We start from the raw sequence: 16,433 nt of genomic DNA, 5'->3' as shown, positions 1-16,433 counted from the left end.
GGGACTAGAATTGAAATGATGACACAACCTTTGGGCGCCCGTTGAACGGGAGTTGCAGCCGAAGGTTGGTTTGGGAGGATACTCATGCGTAAACTGCTTACATCCGTGGCGGCCATTGGCCTTTTGGCCGCGCCTGCACTGGCACAGGTCAGCGACGACAAGGTCAAGATCGGCATCCTGAACGATCAGTCCGGCGTCTATGCGAACTTTGGCGGTCGCTATTCCTATGAAGCCGCCCTGATGGCGGTTGAGGATTTTGGTGGCACCGTTTTGGGCGCGCCGGTCGAAGTGACCACCGCCGACCACCAGAACAAGGCCGATATCGCGTCGAACATCGCGCGTCAGTGGTATGACACCGAGCAGGTCGACAGCATCATGGAGCTGACCACCTCTTCGGTCGCTCTTGCTGTTCAGGCGCTCTCGAAAGAGGCCAACAAAATCACCATCACAACCGGTGCTGCCACCACCGAACTGACCGGCGCTCAGTGTTCGCCTTACGGCTTTCATTGGGCTTATGACACCCACGCTCTGGCTGTGGGGACCGGCGGCGCACTGGTCGAACAGGGTGGGGATACCTGGTATTTCCTGACTGCTGACTATGCCTTTGGCTATTCGCTGGAAGAGAACACCGGCAATTTCGTAAAGGCGAACGGCGGTGAAGTTGTCGGCGCAGTCCGCCACCCGCTGGCCTCTACAGATTTCTCGTCCTTCCTGCTTCAGGCGCAGGCTTCTGGTGCCAAGGTGATCGGTCTGGCGAATGCCGGGGCCGATACGCAGAACGCCATCAAGCAAGCTGCTGAATTCGGGATCGTGCAAGGGGGGCAGCGTCTCGCGGCGCTGTTGTTCACGCTGTCCGAGGTGAATGGTCTGGGTGCAGAGGCTGCACAGGGTCTGACCCTGACCGAGAGCTTCTACTGGAACCGCACCGACGCTTCGCGCGAATTCGGCAAGCGTTTCCTTGAGCGCACGCAGGCGATGCCCAACATGATCCATGCCGCGACCTATTCGGCCGTGACATCGTATCTCAAGGCGATTGAAGCTGCCGGCACGGACGAGACCGAAGCGGTCGCCGCCAAGCTGAAAGAACTGCCCGTGCAGGACCTTTTCGCTGAGAACGGTGTTGTCGCTGCGAACGGTCGCATGATCAAGGACGTCTACCTGATGGAAGTCAAAGCGCCCGATCAGATCACCGAGCCGTGGGATTACTATAACGTCCTCTCCACGATCCCCGGCGATGTGGCCTATATCAAACCTGCCGAGAGCGGTTGCCCGCTCGTGACGCAGTAAGGCATCGCAGGCTGATGACCGCACATCCTGTGAGCAAGCAGGACCAACCGCGGGTGGTACTTTCCGCCCGCGGTCTTGGTAAGGACTTCTCGGGTTTCACCGCTGTGAACAACGTCGATCTTGACGTGCAGCACGCGCGCATCCACGCGCTGATCGGCCCGAATGGCGCGGGCAAGACGACGGTGTTCAACCTGCTGACCAAGTTCCTGCAACCCACCCGGGGCAAGATCACCTTGCTTGGGGCGGATATAACAAAGATGAAGCCTGACCGTGTCGCCCGGATGGGCCTTGTCCGGTCTTTTCAGATTTCCGCCGTGTTTCCGCATCTGACGGTGCTGGAAAACGTGCGCGTTGCGCTGCAACGGCCCAACAATCTGGCAACCCAATTCTGGCTGCCGATGTCGGCGCTGGACCGTCTGAATGCGCGGGCGGATGTTTTGATTGATGATCTGGGGCTACGCGAATACCGCGATACCCGCGCGTCTGATCTGTCTTATGGCCGCAAACGTGTGCTGGAAATTGCAACCACGCTGGCCCTCGACCCCGAAGTCCTGTTGCTGGACGAGCCGATGGCGGGGATGGGGCGCGAGGATGTGAAGCTTGTGGCGAATATCATACGCGATGTCGCGCAGCACCGCGCCGTGCTGATGGTTGAACATAACCTGTCGGTTGTGGCCGACATTTGCCACCATGTCACCGTGCTGCAACGGGGCGAAATCATCGCTGAGGGCGATTACGATAGCGTCTCGAAAGACCCGGTCGTGCGCAGCGCGTATATGGGGAGCGAGGCATGAGCGAACCGCTTTTGAAGGTCACGGACCTGCATGCGTGGTATGGCGAAAGCCATATTCTGCATGGCGTCAACCTGCATGTGAACGAAGGCGAGACCATCTGTATTCTCGGCCGCAATGGCATGGGCAAGACCACGACGCTGCGCACCATCATGGGTATCCTGCGCAAGCGCACGGGCCAAATGCGGTTTGCCGGACAGGATCTGATGACCATGCCCCTGCATCGCACAGCGCATACCGGATTGGGATTTGTCCCCGAAGAACGCGGGATATTCGCGACGCTGAACGTCGAGGAAAACCTTATGCTACCGCCAAAGGTGGCCGAAGGTGGCATGTCGGTCGAGGAGATCTTTCGCCTCTTCCCCAATCTCAAAGAGCGGCGCAACAGCCCCGGCACGAAACTCTCGGGTGGCGAACAGCAGATGTTGGCGATGGCCCGGATTCTGCGCACGGGCGCGCGCTGTCTGCTTTTGGACGAGCCGACAGAGGGCCTTGCCCCGGTCATCATCGACGCCATTGGCGAGGTGCTGACCGAACTCAAGAGCCGGGGTATGACGGTTGTACTGGTCGAGCAGAATTTTCGCTTTGCCAGCCGGGTCGCGGACCGCTTTTACCTGATGGATCACGGACAGATGGCGATGGAATTCCCGGTGGGCGACCTTGAGGCGCGCCGTGAAGACCTGAACCAAGCTCTGGGAGTGTGAGATGATAACGATATTCGGAGTGCCCACAGCCGCCCTCTTTGGGCAGCTTCTGGTTGGGCTCATCAATGGCTCGTTCTACGCGCTGCTCAGCCTGGGCCTTGCGGTGATCTTTGGTCTCTTGCGGGTGATCAACTTTGCCCATGGGGCGCAATATATGCTGGGTGCCTTTGCGGCCTATCTGCTGTCGCTCTGGCTTGGTCTGGGTTATTGGTCGGCGCTGATCCTTGCCCCTGTGATCGTGGGCCTGTTGGGGGCTCTGGTCGAGCGCACGATGCTGTCGCGCCTCTACAAGCTGGATCACCTTTATGGCCTGCTCTTTACGTTTGGCCTTGCCCTGACGATCGAAGGTACGTTCCGCTATTTCTATGGGGCGGCGGGCCAGCCCTATGCAACCCCGGCGGCCCTTTCGGGCGGCGTGAACCTCGGCTTCATGTTCCTGCCGATCTATCGTGGCTGGGTCGTTGTCGCCTCGCTGATCGTCTGTATCGCTGTCTGGCTTTTGATCGAAAAGACGAAACTCGGCTCTTACCTGAGGGCCGCGACAGAGAATCCGACGCTTGTTCAGAGCTTTGGGGTCAATGTGCCGCTCTTGCTGACCTTTACCTATGGTCTGGGCGCGAGCCTTGCAGCTTTTGCCGGGGTTCTGGCGGCACCGATCTATCAGGTCAGCCCGCTGATGGGATCCAACATCATCATCATCGTCTTTGCGGTCGTGGTTGTGGGCGGTATGGGGTCCATCCTGGGCGCAATTGTGACGGGCTATATGCTGGGCATCGCTGAGGGCTTGACCAAGGTCTTTTACCCCGAGGCTTCAAACATCGTGGTTTTCGTCATCATGGCGATTGTCCTCATCCTGCGTCCCGCAGGTCTGTTCGGAAAGGATGCGTGACATGGCAGGCAAATCTGAACCCGTTGCAAGCGAAACCATTGCCACCTTGCCCAATGCAGGGACGGTGCGGATCGTGCTGCTTTTGATTGCCTTGGCCTTTCTGCTGGTGGCTCCGTTTTATCTCTACCCAATCTTCGTGATGAAACTCCTGTGTTTCGCTCTCTTCGCAGCTGCCTTCAACCTGCTCTTGGGCTACACTGGGCTGCTCAGCTTTGGGCATTCCGCGTTTTTCGGCGGGGCTGCGTATTTCACCGCCCATGCGGTCAAGGAATGGGGCTGGTCGCCGGAGTTTGGCATCCTTTTGGGCGTTGTGGGGGCTGCGGTTCTTGGGCTGATTATGGGTGCCATCGCCATTCGTCGTCAGGGTATCTATTTCGCGATGATCACGCTTGCCCTCAGTCAAATGTTCTTTTTCTTCTGCTTGCAGGCGGGCTTTACCAAGGGTGAGGACGGTATCCAATCCGTACCACGCGGAGTGCTGTTTGGCTTCATCGACCTCTCAGAGGCCACCAACATGTATTACTTTGTGTTGGGTGTGTTCCTCTTGGGCATGTTGATCATCTGGCGGATCGTCAATTCACCGTTTGGCATGATCCTCAAGTCCATCCGCGAGAATGAGAGCCGCGCAACCTCGCTTGGCTATTCGGTGGCGCGTTACAAACTGGCGGCCTTTGTGATGTCAGCGGCATTGACCGGCCTTGCGGGTGGGATCAAGGCGCTGGTGTTTCAATTCGCCACGCTGACCGATGTCACATGGCAAATGTCGGGCGAGGTCATCCTGATGACCTTGCTGGGCGGCATCGGCACGCTGATCGGGCCGATCTTTGGCGCGGGCATTGTTGTCACCTTGCAGAACTATCTCGCCACCTCTGACTTTCCGGTGACGATCATCACGGGCGTCGTGTTCATGGTCTGCGTGCTGCTGTTCCGCCGGGGTCTTGTGGGTGAATTCTACGCCTCGCGTCTGGGGCGGCGTCTGGGATTCAATCCTGAAAACTGACCCATTGGCCGGGCTGCGTTGAATAGCCCGGCCTATTTCTGATCTAAGAACGACCGGTCACGTCCGGTTCGGTGACTCGTGTCGTCATGCGGCAGGGAATGGAGTAGGCGTATGGATCAATATGATTACATCGTGATCGGGGCGGGCAGTGCGGGCTGCGTGCTTGCCAACCGGCTATCGGCAGACCCGGCAACCCGTGTGCTCTTGCTCGAGGCAGGAGGGAGCGACAATTACCACTGGATTCATATCCCGGTCGGATACCTCTATTGTATCGACAATCCCCGCACCGACTGGCGGTTTCGCACTCAGCCAGAGCCGGGGTTGAATGGCCGCTCGCTGCTTTATCCGCGCGGCAAAGTGTTGGGGGGCTGCTCTTCGATCAACGGCATGATCTACATGCGCGGTCAGGCGCGCGACTATGACCAATGGGCGCAGATGGGCTGCACCGGCTGGGGATGGGACGATGTGCTGCCGCTTTTTCGCTGCGCCGAGGATCATCACGCAGGTGACAGCGATTTGCACGGGGCAGGGGGCGAATGGCGCGTGGAAAAGACCCGCGTGCGGTGGCAGGTGCTGGATAGTTTCCTTGAGGCGGCCGAACAGGCGGGCATCCCGCGTACCGACGATTTCAATTCCGGCGATAATGAGGGCGGCGGCTATTTCGAGGTCAATCAACGGGCTGGCATTCGCTGGAACACGTCCAAGGCCTTTCTACGCCCGGCCAAGGCGCGCAAGAACCTGCATATTTTAACCGGCGCACAGGCTGAACGGCTGATCATAGCAGAGGGCGAGGTCAAGGGCGTGGTCTATCACCACGAGGGCCGCAGCATCACCGCCCACGCCGCCCGCGAAACCGTGCTATGCGCGGGCGCTATCGGCTCTCCGGCCCTGTTGGAGCTGTCGGGCATCGGTGATGGCGCGGTGCTGCAGAACGCAGGTATCGCGCCCGTGGTCGAGGTGCCGCAGGTGGGGGGTAATCTGCAGGACCATCTGCAATTGCGTCTTGTCTACAAGGTTCACGGTGTGCCGACCTTGAACGAAAAGGCCAGCAGCCTGCGCGGCAAGCTGGGGATCGGGTTGGAGTATCTTCTGTCCCGCTCGGGGCCAATGTCGATGGCTCCCAGCCAATTGGGTATCTTTACCCGATCAGGCCCGGAAAAAGAAACGCCGGACCTGCAATACCATGTGCAGCCCGTCAGCCTTGATAAGTTCGGCGATCCGGTACACCCCTTTCCCGCGATGACGGCCAGCGTCTGCAACCTGCGCCCCGAGAGCCGAGGCAGCGTGCATGTGACCGGCCCTGATTTTCGTGCTCCCCCCTCCATTCGCCCAAATTACCTGTCTGCAGAGGCAGACCGCGATGTCGCGACCCGCGCCATCCAATTGACGCGCAGGATTGTCGCGCAACCCGCCTTCGCGCAGTATCACCCCGAGGAATATCGGCCTGGCCCCACGTATCAGAGCCGCGATGACCTAATCCGCGCCGCAGGTGAGATCGGCACCACGATCTTTCACCCGGTCGGCACCTGCCGGATGGGGGCGGATGAGGCGGCGGTGGTCGATCCACGCCTGCGGCTGAAACAGCTCAGGCGCCTGCGCATCGCCGACGCGTCGATCATGCCCACCATCACCTCTGGCAATACAAATTCGCCGACCGTGATGATCGCCGAAAAGGCAGCACAGATGATTCTAGAGGACGCCCGCGCCTGACATCACAAAGGGTGGGACGCCAGCCGCGTCATGCTCAAGGCAGCTTTGGCGCGCTAAGACCTTGTGACCAGAAGGGCATTGACCGCCCTATGATGCGGGCCGCATAAGCAACGTGTGCTCCCTAACCTGTGACACGGCGGGGGAGAGCCTGCGACTGCCATAATATCTGGACCCAAGCATGATCTTGCCCCAACTTGCGATTGGAATGTTGGCGATTTCGGTCACTGTCGCCATTCATGCAGGGTTTATGGTGGTGGCAGCGCGGTTCGGGCGCAGGGCGTCGCGTATGCCAAAGAGAGCCGTGACCAAGGCCTTGGCCGTGATCTCTGTTGTGATGTGGTTCTTTCTGTCCATCTGCGCGCAGTGCTGGTTCTGGGCCATGTTGCTGATCGGATTGGGCGCTCTTGGCGGTGTCGAAGAGGCGCTTTATTTCACAACCGTCACATTCACCACGCTTGGCTATGGCGATGTGGTTCTGGGGCCGGATTGGCGATTGCTTGGTGCCTTTGCGGCGACCAATGGCACGATTATCGTTGGCTGGACGACGGCAATGATCTTTGTTGCGGTCCAGCGGGTCTATGGCACCGCAGGTCGGTGACGACTGCGTCGCTGGTCAGCAAAGATAGTAGCATAGAGGCAAGGCACGACGAAAAGGGTCAAGAGCGTGCCCACGCCCAGACCGAACATCATCACGATGGTCATGCCGCGCCATAGTTCCCCACCAAAGAGATGCAGCGGCAGCAGTCCGAGGATGGTGGTGAGCGTTGTCATCACGATAGGGCGCAGGCGCGCTGCACAGGCCGTGACCAATGCTTGCCCAAGGTCATCATTGTGGGCCCGCTCGGCATCTATGCGCTCGATCAGGACAATGCCGTTATTGATGATGATCCCCGCGAGTGACAGCACGCCAAGAAGCGCATTGAAATCCAAGGTTCCCTTCATCAGCAACATGCCGGGGGCCACGCCCACCAGCACGAGCGGAATCGTGGCAAAGATGATCGCCGGGCGGCGGAAGCTGTCGAACTGCCAGATCAACAATAAAACGATGCCCAGCAGGCACTGTGGCAGTGTCGCAAAAAGCGCGGCATTGGCGTCCGCCTTTGCGACGACTTCGCCATCGGGCTCCCAGCGGATGCCCTGTGGCAGGTCCAGCGCCTCAAGCCTTGGCGCGACCTCGGCGAGCAACTCTGCGGCGGATAGGCCGGGGCGCAGGGCCGAGATGGTCAGGGCGCGCTCTTGTTGCACACGTCGGATCACCCAAGGCTGCAACTCTCCGCCGTAGTCGGCGATCTGCATGAGGGGCACCGCCACGCCATCCCCTGACAACACCGTCACATCGGCGAGCGCATCCAGACTGTTGCGCGCCTCTTGTTCGGCGCGGATCAACACTGGAATTACACGGTCGCCTTCGCGGTAATCCGTCACATGCGCCCCGTCAAAACGCGCCGCAAGGGTGCGGGCAACGGCCGATGGTGCGACGCCCGCGCGCCGGGCACGCGCCTCGTCGATCAGGACCGTCAGTTGCAGAACGGGATTGGCCCAGTCACCACGGATCTGCCGCGTGCCGTCTATGTCGCGAAAGACCCCCTCGACCACCCGACCCGTCGAGAACAAGGCGTCGGCATCGCCGCCGATAAGGCGTATTTCGACCGTTCCGGGCGGTGTTTTTCCAAGGAATAGCAGCTCTGTCCAGCCGCGCGCTTCGGGTAGATTGGCGGCCATCCAGTTCTCGACACGTTCACGCACGACAGACACGGACGTGGCATCAGCAATGTTCACAACGGCAAAGGCAATATGTGGCGCAGGGTCTAGGGGGGAGAGCGCGAGAAAGAAGCGCGGTCCGCCAGCCCCCACATAGACCACATTGCCAACGATTTCGGGGTTGGCGGTGGTGTCGCCAAGAAAGCCTGCGAGGCGGCGCGCGACACGCGCGGTTTCGTCTTCGGAGATGCCAGCGGGCAATTCAAGGCTCAGCACGAATTGTGCCCGTTCCGAGGGGGGCAAAAGGCCGGTGGGCACACGGCCTAGCGCCGCAAGCGCCACGGCAAAGGCGAAAAGCGTGGCAAGAAGCACAAGTGCCCGCGCCCCCAAGGCCCGGCGCAGCGCCGCCTGATAAAGCCGCGTACCGCGACCCGGCGCCGTTTCTGTTGGGCCCTGCGTGGATCGCAAAAAGCGCACGCATAAAAGGGGCGTGACTGTCACCGACAAAAGCCAGCTTGCCATCAATGTCAGTGCCAGCACTTGTGCCAGGGCGCGCAGGAATTCGCCCGTCGCGTCGCTGGCCAGCATCAAGGGAAGAAAGGCAAGGATCGTGGTCAATGACGAGGTCAAAAGCGGAATCGCAAGCGTGCGGCTGGCCTCGAGCGCGGCGTCGCGCGGTGTGGTGCCGCCGTCGATGCGCCGCTTTATATCCTCGGCCATGACCACGCCGTTATCCACCAAAAGGCCGAGCGCGATGATCACCGCCGCAATCGAAATGCGGTGCAGCGGAATACCCCAGAGCGCCATGCCCACCAGCGCCAGCACGATACTGAGCGGCACAATTGCCCCGACGATCAGCCCGGCGCGCATCCCCAAAAAGAGGATCACCACCGCCATCACAGTAGCGATGGTTTGGAACAGGTTCTCAGTTGCATCGGCAACAGAGGCGGCCACAATGGGCGGCTGATGGGTCACAAGATCAAGGGAAAGGCCAAGGGGCAGGGCGCTGCGCAGGTCTGTGAGCGCGGCCTCGAGGCCCGCACCGAAGGTTTGGATTGCGCCACCTTCCACCATCGACACCCCAAGCGTCACTGCCGGATTGCCGTTGAAGAACACCGGATTGCGCACCGGCTCGATATAGCCGCGCGAAATCTGCGCAAGGTCGCGCAAGACTGTGGTGCCGCCTGAAGGCAGAGGCACTGGCACGTCACCAATGGCGCGCCAATCCTCAAAGGCCCCGTCCGTGCTCAGCGCATAGCGAAACCCTGCCTCGGTCTGAAGCGCGCCCGCCGAGAGGATGAGGTTCTGATCTGCTACAGCATCGAGCATTCGCTCAACCGTTAGTCCGGCCTGATCGAGACGGGCGCGGTCGAACTCGATCCAGATCCGCTCGTCCTGCACGCCGTAAAGGTCAATGCGCCCAATCAGGGGCACTGTCGCCAGACGATCACGCAGCCAGCGGGCCGTTGCGCGCAATTCAGACGCAGAGAAATCCGCACCATGCAGCGCGAGCGTGGTCACGGCCACGCGCCCATAGTCATCATTGACCAGTGGGCCCACCGTCCCCTCGGGCAAAGAGGGGGCGAGCTCATCCATCCGGTTGCGCAGCGTGGTCCAGACCGGCTTGACCAGCGTCACCTCAGATCGCAGCTCGACCTTGACGGTCGCAAAGCCGGTCTGTGCGGCACTCTCGATGGTGTCGACCTCGGCAATCTGGCGCGCGGCCTCTTCGATGGGTTTGACCAAAAGCTGTTCGACGCGCTCTGCTGACATACCGGGAAAGCGGGCTGTCACCACCGCGGTGCGAATGGTGATTTCTGGATCTTCTTGGCTGGGATGGGTGAAATAGGTCATCACCCCGGTCACAATCAGCACCAGCGTCACCGCCAGCACCAGCCGCCAGCGATCCAGCGCGGCGCGGGTCAAGCCTGTCATTCCGGCAGGCTCCAGAGGCGCACGGGTTCACCATCGCTCAAAAGAGCAACTCCGGCGGTCACGACGTGTTCGCCGGGCGATAGCCCCTCTGTCACCAGCAGGTCAGTGCCGACCACCCCGTCGATGCGCACTTGGCGCGCCCGCACGGTGCCGGTGGCCTCGTCAAAGACGTAGACGGTTGCGCTGTCGCCCGCTGTCGGTTCGGATCGCGTGTCTGCAAAGATCAGTGCGGACAAGGGTATGTCGATGGCACCGGCAGCGCGCGGCAGCGTGAATGAGACGGCCGCCGAAAACCCGGTCTTTGCACCTTCGGGCGGATCAGCCAGTCGCGCCTTGACGCGGTAAGCGACACCCGCCTCTGCGTCAGCGGCGATTTCTGTCACTTCGGCGGCAAAGCTTTGGTCGGGGAAAGCGGGCAGCCGCACCGCGACCGGCGTTCCCGGCGCAATCACGGCCAAGAGCGCCTCGGGGGCGAGCACCTCGGCCTGAAGCGCCGCCGTCACGGCAACCTCATAGACAGGCTGGCCCGCTGCAAGCTCCTCGAACCGATTGGCCAGTAGGGCCGTCACCACGCCCTCGCGTGGGGCGCGCAGCGTGATGCGGTCGAGCCGGTCGCGCGCGGCGGCAAGGTCTGTCTCTGCCACACGGCGGTCGGCCAAGGCGGCGGAAAGGTCCGCCGAGATGCGTTCAAACCCGGCGCGTGCGACAAGGCCGCGCTCAAAGAGCGTGCGCTGTCGCTGAAATTCGGCGTCCGTGGCATCAAGGCGCGCAAGCGCTGCCGCAAGTTTTGCCTCAGCAGCCGTGATTTCCCGCTCGATGTCGGCGGGATCAAGGCGGGCGACCGCCTCTCCTTGGGTCATCCGATCGCCCGCGCGCAGCGGCACGTCGATCAACCTACCTGCCACGGGAAAGGCAAGGCGCATCGTCTCGGCTGCGGTCAGCACGCCGGGTAGGGTGCGATACGCGTCCTCGCCCCCTTGGGCGACGATCATTGTGCGGACAGCGCGTGGCGGCTTGGGGTCTGCTGGGCCTTCGTCGTCGTCGCAGGTCGTCAACGAAAAAGCGGCCAAGAAAACCATCAGGCGGAGGCTCATTGTCGGGGCTCCGTCACGGGGCCAAAGTGGAAAGGGCGCAAGCCTTGCACCGGCAAGGCCCATCGCGGAATGCGCGCGTGGCGGAATAAGAGGCTCTGGGTGGCATTGCAGGCGCTCGCGTTTGGGACCGTGCCAGAAATGCTATGTGCCCTTTGAATCTAGAGCAAGCGATGAGGCGCTCGAAATGGCCAGTCACCCTGGGCGCATCGCGGCTCTATTCCCTCAACATCTGGTCATCAGGAATGTGCCCCTCAGCGGCACGTATTCACCAGCGCCTCAAGGTCGGTGAAGAGGCGCGCGATCCGGTCAATCGCGCGCTGATCCATCTCATTCAGATCTACCCTTGCCCCGGATATCCCGTCCCGATGGCACATTGTCCAACTATTGTTTGGCAACTGCGTGATCCATCCCTTTTGCCGCAGAAGTTCAAGTTTGCGGCGCACGGTCTGGCGGGGAATGGCTGTCACATCCGCGATGCGCGACGCGCTGATGCCCGGCCGCTCGAGGTTTGACAGGGACGGGTCTTGGTCGCGAATACCCGCATCGCGGACCGCCCTGAGCGTGACCTGACCGATGATGGCCAGAATAAGCATCTGCTGTAGGTCCCCACGAAACGCGCGGCTAACGTCTTCGAGATGTTCGACGAAAAACTCGACAAAGCGATACTGGTAGTCGAGGTAATTCTCGGCGAAAACATCACGTATCTCGGTTGCGCGTCTGGATTTTGCCGTGGCCGCCCCGATTGTGCCTTTGGGTTCGGGCGATGTGCCCATGGTGAACGCTTTTCCTGACATCGGCTTTGTCGGCTCCCACGCTGCAAAGGTCTAAAAAATCGCTTCGGTTCTGTCATCGCCCCTGAGGACATGCTCGTTTTGAGCAGGACGCCGCTATCGGTGGCCCCGGTCCTGCTATAACCCTTCTGGCTGAAGCTTGCGAAGTCAATCCTCAGCCAAAGGTGTGTTCCGTCAGGGCCTTTGGGTGTCGTCGGAAGAAGAGTGCCCTTATGCCCACACGCACAGCCATTACCATCTTTCAGGCCCATAGGATGGACCGCTGGCTTTGCTTCGGGGTGGTCTTGATCTGGCTTGCCGGATGCGCGCCGCGTGCGGATATGGTTCCCGATGCCGCCGCTCTGACGGGAGAGACCATCGTTCCGGTCTATGTCGGCACCACCCGCGCGCAAGAGGCGGCAGGGGTGTGGTCGTCAAAGTTTGCGGGGCCTCTGACCTATGCAAGGGTGGACGTCAGCGTTCCAAAAACGCGCAGGCCCGGGATTGTGATGCTACCGGGTATGCACCCGGACCCTGACAGGCATTTTTTGACGCGCGAGGTGGCCTCTTTCTCTGGTCGGGCTGCATTCCGCGAGGAGGTCGCGCGCGCCTTGGCCTCGGACCGGATCACCGACAAGGAAGTGGTGGTCACAATTCATGGGTTCAACAATACCTTGGGGGACGGGGTATTTCGAACTGCGCAGATGATCCGCGACTTTGATATCGACGCGTTGACCGTTCACTATGCTTGGCCGTCGCGGGGGGCGCCTCTGGGCTATGCCGCAGATCGGGATGCAGTTCTCATTGCGCGGGACGGGCTTGAACAGATGCTCGAGGATCTTGGGCGTGCGGGCGCGCGCGACATTGTCCTTGTCGCGCATTCGATGGGGGCCCAGTTGACGATGGAGGTGCTGCGCCAAATGGCGATCCGCAAAGACCAGACAATGCTGTCGCGGATATCTGCGGTGGTCCTGCTCTCGCCAGACATTGCCCCGTCGGTGTTTCGCGCTCAGGCAGAGGCCATCGGTGACTTGCCTGATCCGTTTGTCATTTTCACCTCGCAAAACGATCCCGCCTTGCGACTGTCCGCACGGTTGACGGGCGTGCCCAGACGTCTTGGAAATATAATGGGCGTTGAGGAGGTGGCCGGGTTGAATGTGACAGTCATCAACCTGTCGTCCGCCCAAGACGCTGCTTCGAACCATCTTGCTGCGCTGACATCGCCCTCAGTTATCAGCTTTCTCAAACAAACCGAAGCCGTGCGACGTAACCTTGAGACAGATCCCTCTGGGCGGGCGGGGCTTCTTCCGGGGACAATGCTGCTGGCCCAAGAGGCCACAGCGATCATGCTTGCGCCTGTCGCATTGGTGGAACGCGCAGGCAACTGACAACAAAGGGTTGTTCAATTTGCGTGGTCGCGGAAATCTTGGACCATCTTCCACTTGTTTGCCGCGCGACTGTCGGAATGATCAAAAACTGCAAGCCGCCCCTTGATATGCGCAACAGCAATTTTTTACAGCAAGTGATGGGTGTGAGGGCCGGGGATGGGCCCCTGTTTGCTGCGGTGGTGGCAAACAAGCGGCACTCGTAAGGTCAATAATGATTGGTCGTCTCTATACTTGTTATGGTTGGCTTCTTTTCCAAACGCGGGCGCGATCCGGTTTCGCCAAGGTAGCCTGATCCATCTTTGAAAGCACGCGACCTTAAGTTTTTTCTGCCGTGTCTGAAACTTTGGGCGGCGGTGTCCCGTGACTGCTCTGTGATGCATGCAAACGGGAGGTCAAACCATGGCACATCTAGCGACGAACTATTCCTCTTTTGAAACCTTTCTGCGGGGCGCTGAGTCTACCTATACGGTAGATTTCATTGCTCTCAACGGCTCGGGTGTCAGTGGAACAGCGATCCTTGCGATTGGCGCGCCTGAAGCCACCGGCGAACAATATCTGAACGTCTCCATCACCGTAGAGGGCATGGAGCCGAACCAACCTGTTCCGCAGCATATTCACGGTCTTTTTGATCTGGAGGGAAATCCTGCAAACTCACAAACCCCGGATATCAACAGTGATACTGACCGGGATGGATTGGTGGAAGTGCTGGAAGGGGTAAGCCAATATGGCGACGTGCTCTTGACTCTGACCGAAGACGGCGCTGCTCCCATGACCAATGCGGATGGTTCTTTCACATATATTCGGGCCTTTGACCTGAACGATGCGGCAAATTTCTTTAGCCCTGTCACAATGAATGATTACGTGGGCGCGGATATTCTTCCACTCACCTTGCGGGAAATCGTCCTGCATGGGGTGTCGGTGCCGAATGGCATAGGGGCAGGGACACCGGGCGAGGTAAATGGCCTTCAGGATGGTTTTGTTCCTATTCTGCCTGCGGCGGCGGGTGAGATCGAGGAGATCACGCTAGAACAAGCGTTGTCGCTTCTTGACGATCAGCGGGCCATGGGCGGTGTCACCCTCGCCTTGGGCGATGCTGGCGAGACCGTGACAGGCACGGAAGGCGACGATGTCATCAACGGCGGGGCAGGCGATGACGTGCTCATCGGACTTGGCGGCAAGGACACCCTGACAGGCAACGGCGGCAGTGACGACATTGACGGCGGCCAAGGGGATGACGTGATCATGGCAGGCAGCGATGCCAATATCCCGAATGGCGCTGATACTGGGGCCTCGGGTGCATTGCCGCGCACAGAATACGACAACGGCTATGCCGGCGGTGCGGGTGATGACTTGATCGAAGGTGGCGCGGGGGATGACATCATCACCGGCGATGACGATAGCCGCGTTTCGACCGCCACAGGGGGCGTGTTTGATGCAGGTGCCGACGGATCGGATACGATCTTTGGCGGCGCGGGCAATGACGAGATTCACACCGGAAGCTGGTCGGATGGCGATGATGGTCTGAGCAATATCTCGACTGGCGTCCTAGGAGATGTGGCCCACGGTGGGGACGGCGATGACATCCTGCGCGGTGCGGGTGGCGACGATATCCTCAACGGCGATGCTGGCAATGACGATGTCGGTGGTGGCGGCGGTGCAGATAGCATCACAGGCGGCGCGGGCGATGATGTGCTGTTCGGCAATGCAGGTGCAGATGTGCTTGATGGCGGCACGGGCAATGACACGCTGAGGGCTGGGCCGGGCGACGATGACGACCCGTTCAATGCCGCCAGCTTTGGGGCTTCGGGGGCGCTTCCCCTGTCGGAATACGACAATGGCTATGCTGGCGGTGCGGGTGATGACCTGATCGAAGGTGGCGCGGGGGATGACATCATCACCGGCGATGATGATAGCCGCGTTTCGACCGCCACAGGGGGCGTGTTTGATGCAAGTGCCGACGGATCAGATACGATCTTTGGCGGCGCGGGCAATGACGAGATTCACACCGGAAGCTGGTCGGATGGCGATGAGGGTCTGAGCAATATTTCGACCGGCGTCATGGGAGATATGGCCTTTGGCGGTGAAGGTGACGATATTCTGCGTGGTGCGGGTGGCAATGATTTCCTAGCTGGTGAGGCAGGGAACGATGACATTGGCGGCGGCGGCGGCGCGGACAGCATCGTTGGAGGTGACGGCAATGATGTTCTCTCTGGCAATGGCGGCGATGACATCATTTCCTCAGGGAATGGTGATGACGTGGCCATGGGCGGCGACGGGGATGATCGGATCGGTGGGGGGCTTGGAAATGACCAGCTGTCCGGCGATGCGGGCGACGATGTCATTGGCGCAGGCCTTGGTGACGACACCGCAGATGGCGGCGACGGGAATGATCTCGTCAATGGTGGCGGCGGTGACGATGTTCTGACGGGCGGGGCCGGGAACGACAGTATGGGCGGTAGCCAAGGAGCGGATACGCTGAGCGGCGGCGATGGCGACGACCTGATGGGAGGCGGCACCGGAATGGACGTCATGAGCGGTGGCGCCGGTAACGATCAAATGGGTGGCGGTTTCGGCAACGACATGGTGGATGGCGGTGTCGGTGATGACTTTGTTGCTGGCGGCAATGGTCGCGACACGCTTCTCGGGGGTGAGGGTAACGATACCATCAATGGCGGCAACGGCGACGATCAGATGCAAGGCGGGGACGGGGCGGATGTCTTTGTCTTCAACAGCTTCAATGCCGGAGAGGTTGATGTGATCTCGGATTTCGACACTGCGGGTGATCTGCTGGATCTGCGTGGAGTGATCGGCGGCTTTGAGGGTCTGAGCATTGCTGCGACAACCTTTGACGGTTCTGGTGCCACACAGGTCAGCTATCTGGACCACACGATCATACTGGTCGATGTAGAGGCGACAACGCTGGATGGTGGTGACTTCATCTTCGGCTGAGCCGGACATGGGGCAGGGTCCCTCGCCATCTGCGGGGGGCCCAACACATTCTGTCTGCGGAAAAGCGCGCCTTGTGCCGGTTAACAAACGGATGTGGAGATAAGCTCATCTCGGTTCTTTCTGGAACCAGATCACTCGCTTTGGTCTAGGCTGATATCCGCAGTCGCAAAGGCATCCTCGGACGACTCGAGGAGGTGCACCGCGGCATCGACCTC

The 16,433-nt window shown here is 60.4% G+C and carries 12 protein-coding genes; 9 read left to right on the top strand and 3 right to left on the bottom strand.

Features of this window, described 5'->3' with window-relative positions; translation table 11 throughout:
- Positions 1–84 precede the first annotated feature (84 nt).
- The 7 genes from RAK1035_RS16185 (at position 85) to RAK1035_RS16155 (ending at position 6,979) form a co-directional block, all read left to right on the top strand.
- Entirely contained in the window at positions 85–1,287 is a 1,203-nt protein-coding gene (locus RAK1035_RS16185; protein WP_008283024.1) for an ABC transporter substrate-binding protein, read from the top strand.
- A gap of 14 nt (positions 1,288–1,301) precedes the next feature.
- Positions 1,302–2,081, top strand: coding sequence for an ABC transporter ATP-binding protein (locus RAK1035_RS16180; protein WP_008283023.1), 780 nt, complete (start codon positions 1,302–1,304; stop codon positions 2,079–2,081).
- Entirely contained in the window at positions 2,078–2,782 is a 705-nt protein-coding gene (locus RAK1035_RS16175) for an ABC transporter ATP-binding protein (RefSeq protein WP_008283022.1), read from the top strand. The genes RAK1035_RS16180 and RAK1035_RS16175 overlap by 4 nt, the downstream gene beginning before the upstream one ends.
- Position 2,783: 1 nt before the next feature.
- Entirely contained in the window at positions 2,784–3,671 is an 888-nt protein-coding gene (locus RAK1035_RS16170) for a branched-chain amino acid ABC transporter permease (protein WP_008283020.1), read from the top strand.
- Position 3,672: 1 nt separating this feature from the next.
- Positions 3,673–4,671: a branched-chain amino acid ABC transporter permease gene (locus RAK1035_RS16165; RefSeq protein WP_037298817.1), complete on the top strand. Its 999-nt coding sequence runs from the start codon at positions 3,673–3,675 to the stop codon at positions 4,669–4,671.
- Between the two features lie 111 nt (positions 4,672–4,782).
- Positions 4,783–6,381: a GMC family oxidoreductase gene (locus tag RAK1035_RS16160; RefSeq protein WP_008283018.1), complete on the top strand. Its 1,599-nt coding sequence runs from the start codon at positions 4,783–4,785 to the stop codon at positions 6,379–6,381.
- Between the two features lie 178 nt (positions 6,382–6,559).
- A complete protein-coding gene (locus RAK1035_RS16155) occupies positions 6,560–6,979 on the top strand; it encodes an ion channel (protein ID WP_050775790.1) in 420 nt (139 codons plus the stop codon).
- On the opposite strand, the gene RAK1035_RS16150 is transcribed toward RAK1035_RS16155, so the two are convergent.
- The 3 genes from RAK1035_RS16150 to RAK1035_RS16140 all read right to left on the bottom strand — a co-directional run bounded on the left by RAK1035_RS16150 (position 6,958) and on the right by RAK1035_RS16140 (position 11,884).
- On the bottom strand, positions 6,958–10,017 hold the full coding sequence (locus tag RAK1035_RS16150) for an efflux RND transporter permease subunit (RefSeq protein WP_008283016.1): 3,060 nt from the start codon (positions 10,015–10,017) through the stop codon (positions 6,958–6,960). The genes RAK1035_RS16155 and RAK1035_RS16150 overlap by 22 nt on opposite strands.
- Positions 10,014–11,111 (bottom strand): efflux RND transporter periplasmic adaptor subunit, encoded by a 1,098-nt coding sequence (locus RAK1035_RS16145; RefSeq protein WP_008283015.1) that lies wholly within the window; start codon positions 11,109–11,111, stop codon positions 10,014–10,016. The genes RAK1035_RS16150 and RAK1035_RS16145 overlap by 4 nt, the downstream gene beginning before the upstream one ends.
- Before the next feature lie 251 nt (positions 11,112–11,362).
- Entirely contained in the window at positions 11,363–11,884 is a 522-nt protein-coding gene (locus RAK1035_RS16140) for a MarR family transcriptional regulator (RefSeq protein ID WP_008283014.1), read from the bottom strand.
- A 230-nt stretch (positions 11,885–12,114) separates the two neighbouring features.
- Between RAK1035_RS16140 and RAK1035_RS16135 the strand changes: the two genes are divergently transcribed.
- Together RAK1035_RS16135 and RAK1035_RS16125 are read left to right on the top strand one after the other, a co-directional pair.
- Entirely contained in the window at positions 12,115–13,269 is a 1,155-nt protein-coding gene (locus RAK1035_RS16135; protein ID WP_008283012.1) for an alpha/beta hydrolase, read from the top strand.
- Between the two features lie 399 nt (positions 13,270–13,668).
- Positions 13,669–16,218: a calcium-binding protein gene (locus RAK1035_RS16125; protein WP_232279264.1), complete on the top strand. Its 2,550-nt coding sequence runs from the start codon at positions 13,669–13,671 to the stop codon at positions 16,216–16,218.
- Positions 16,219–16,433 lie beyond the last annotated feature (215 nt).

It is taken from the genome of Roseovarius sp. AK1035 (assembly GCF_003288315.1).
In the GTDB taxonomy this organism is placed as follows: domain Bacteria; phylum Pseudomonadota; class Alphaproteobacteria; order Rhodobacterales; family Rhodobacteraceae; genus Roseovarius; species Roseovarius mucosus_A.
Note: the sequence above shows the minus strand (reverse complement) of the source record. Positions and strands in the feature narration are given on the sequence as shown.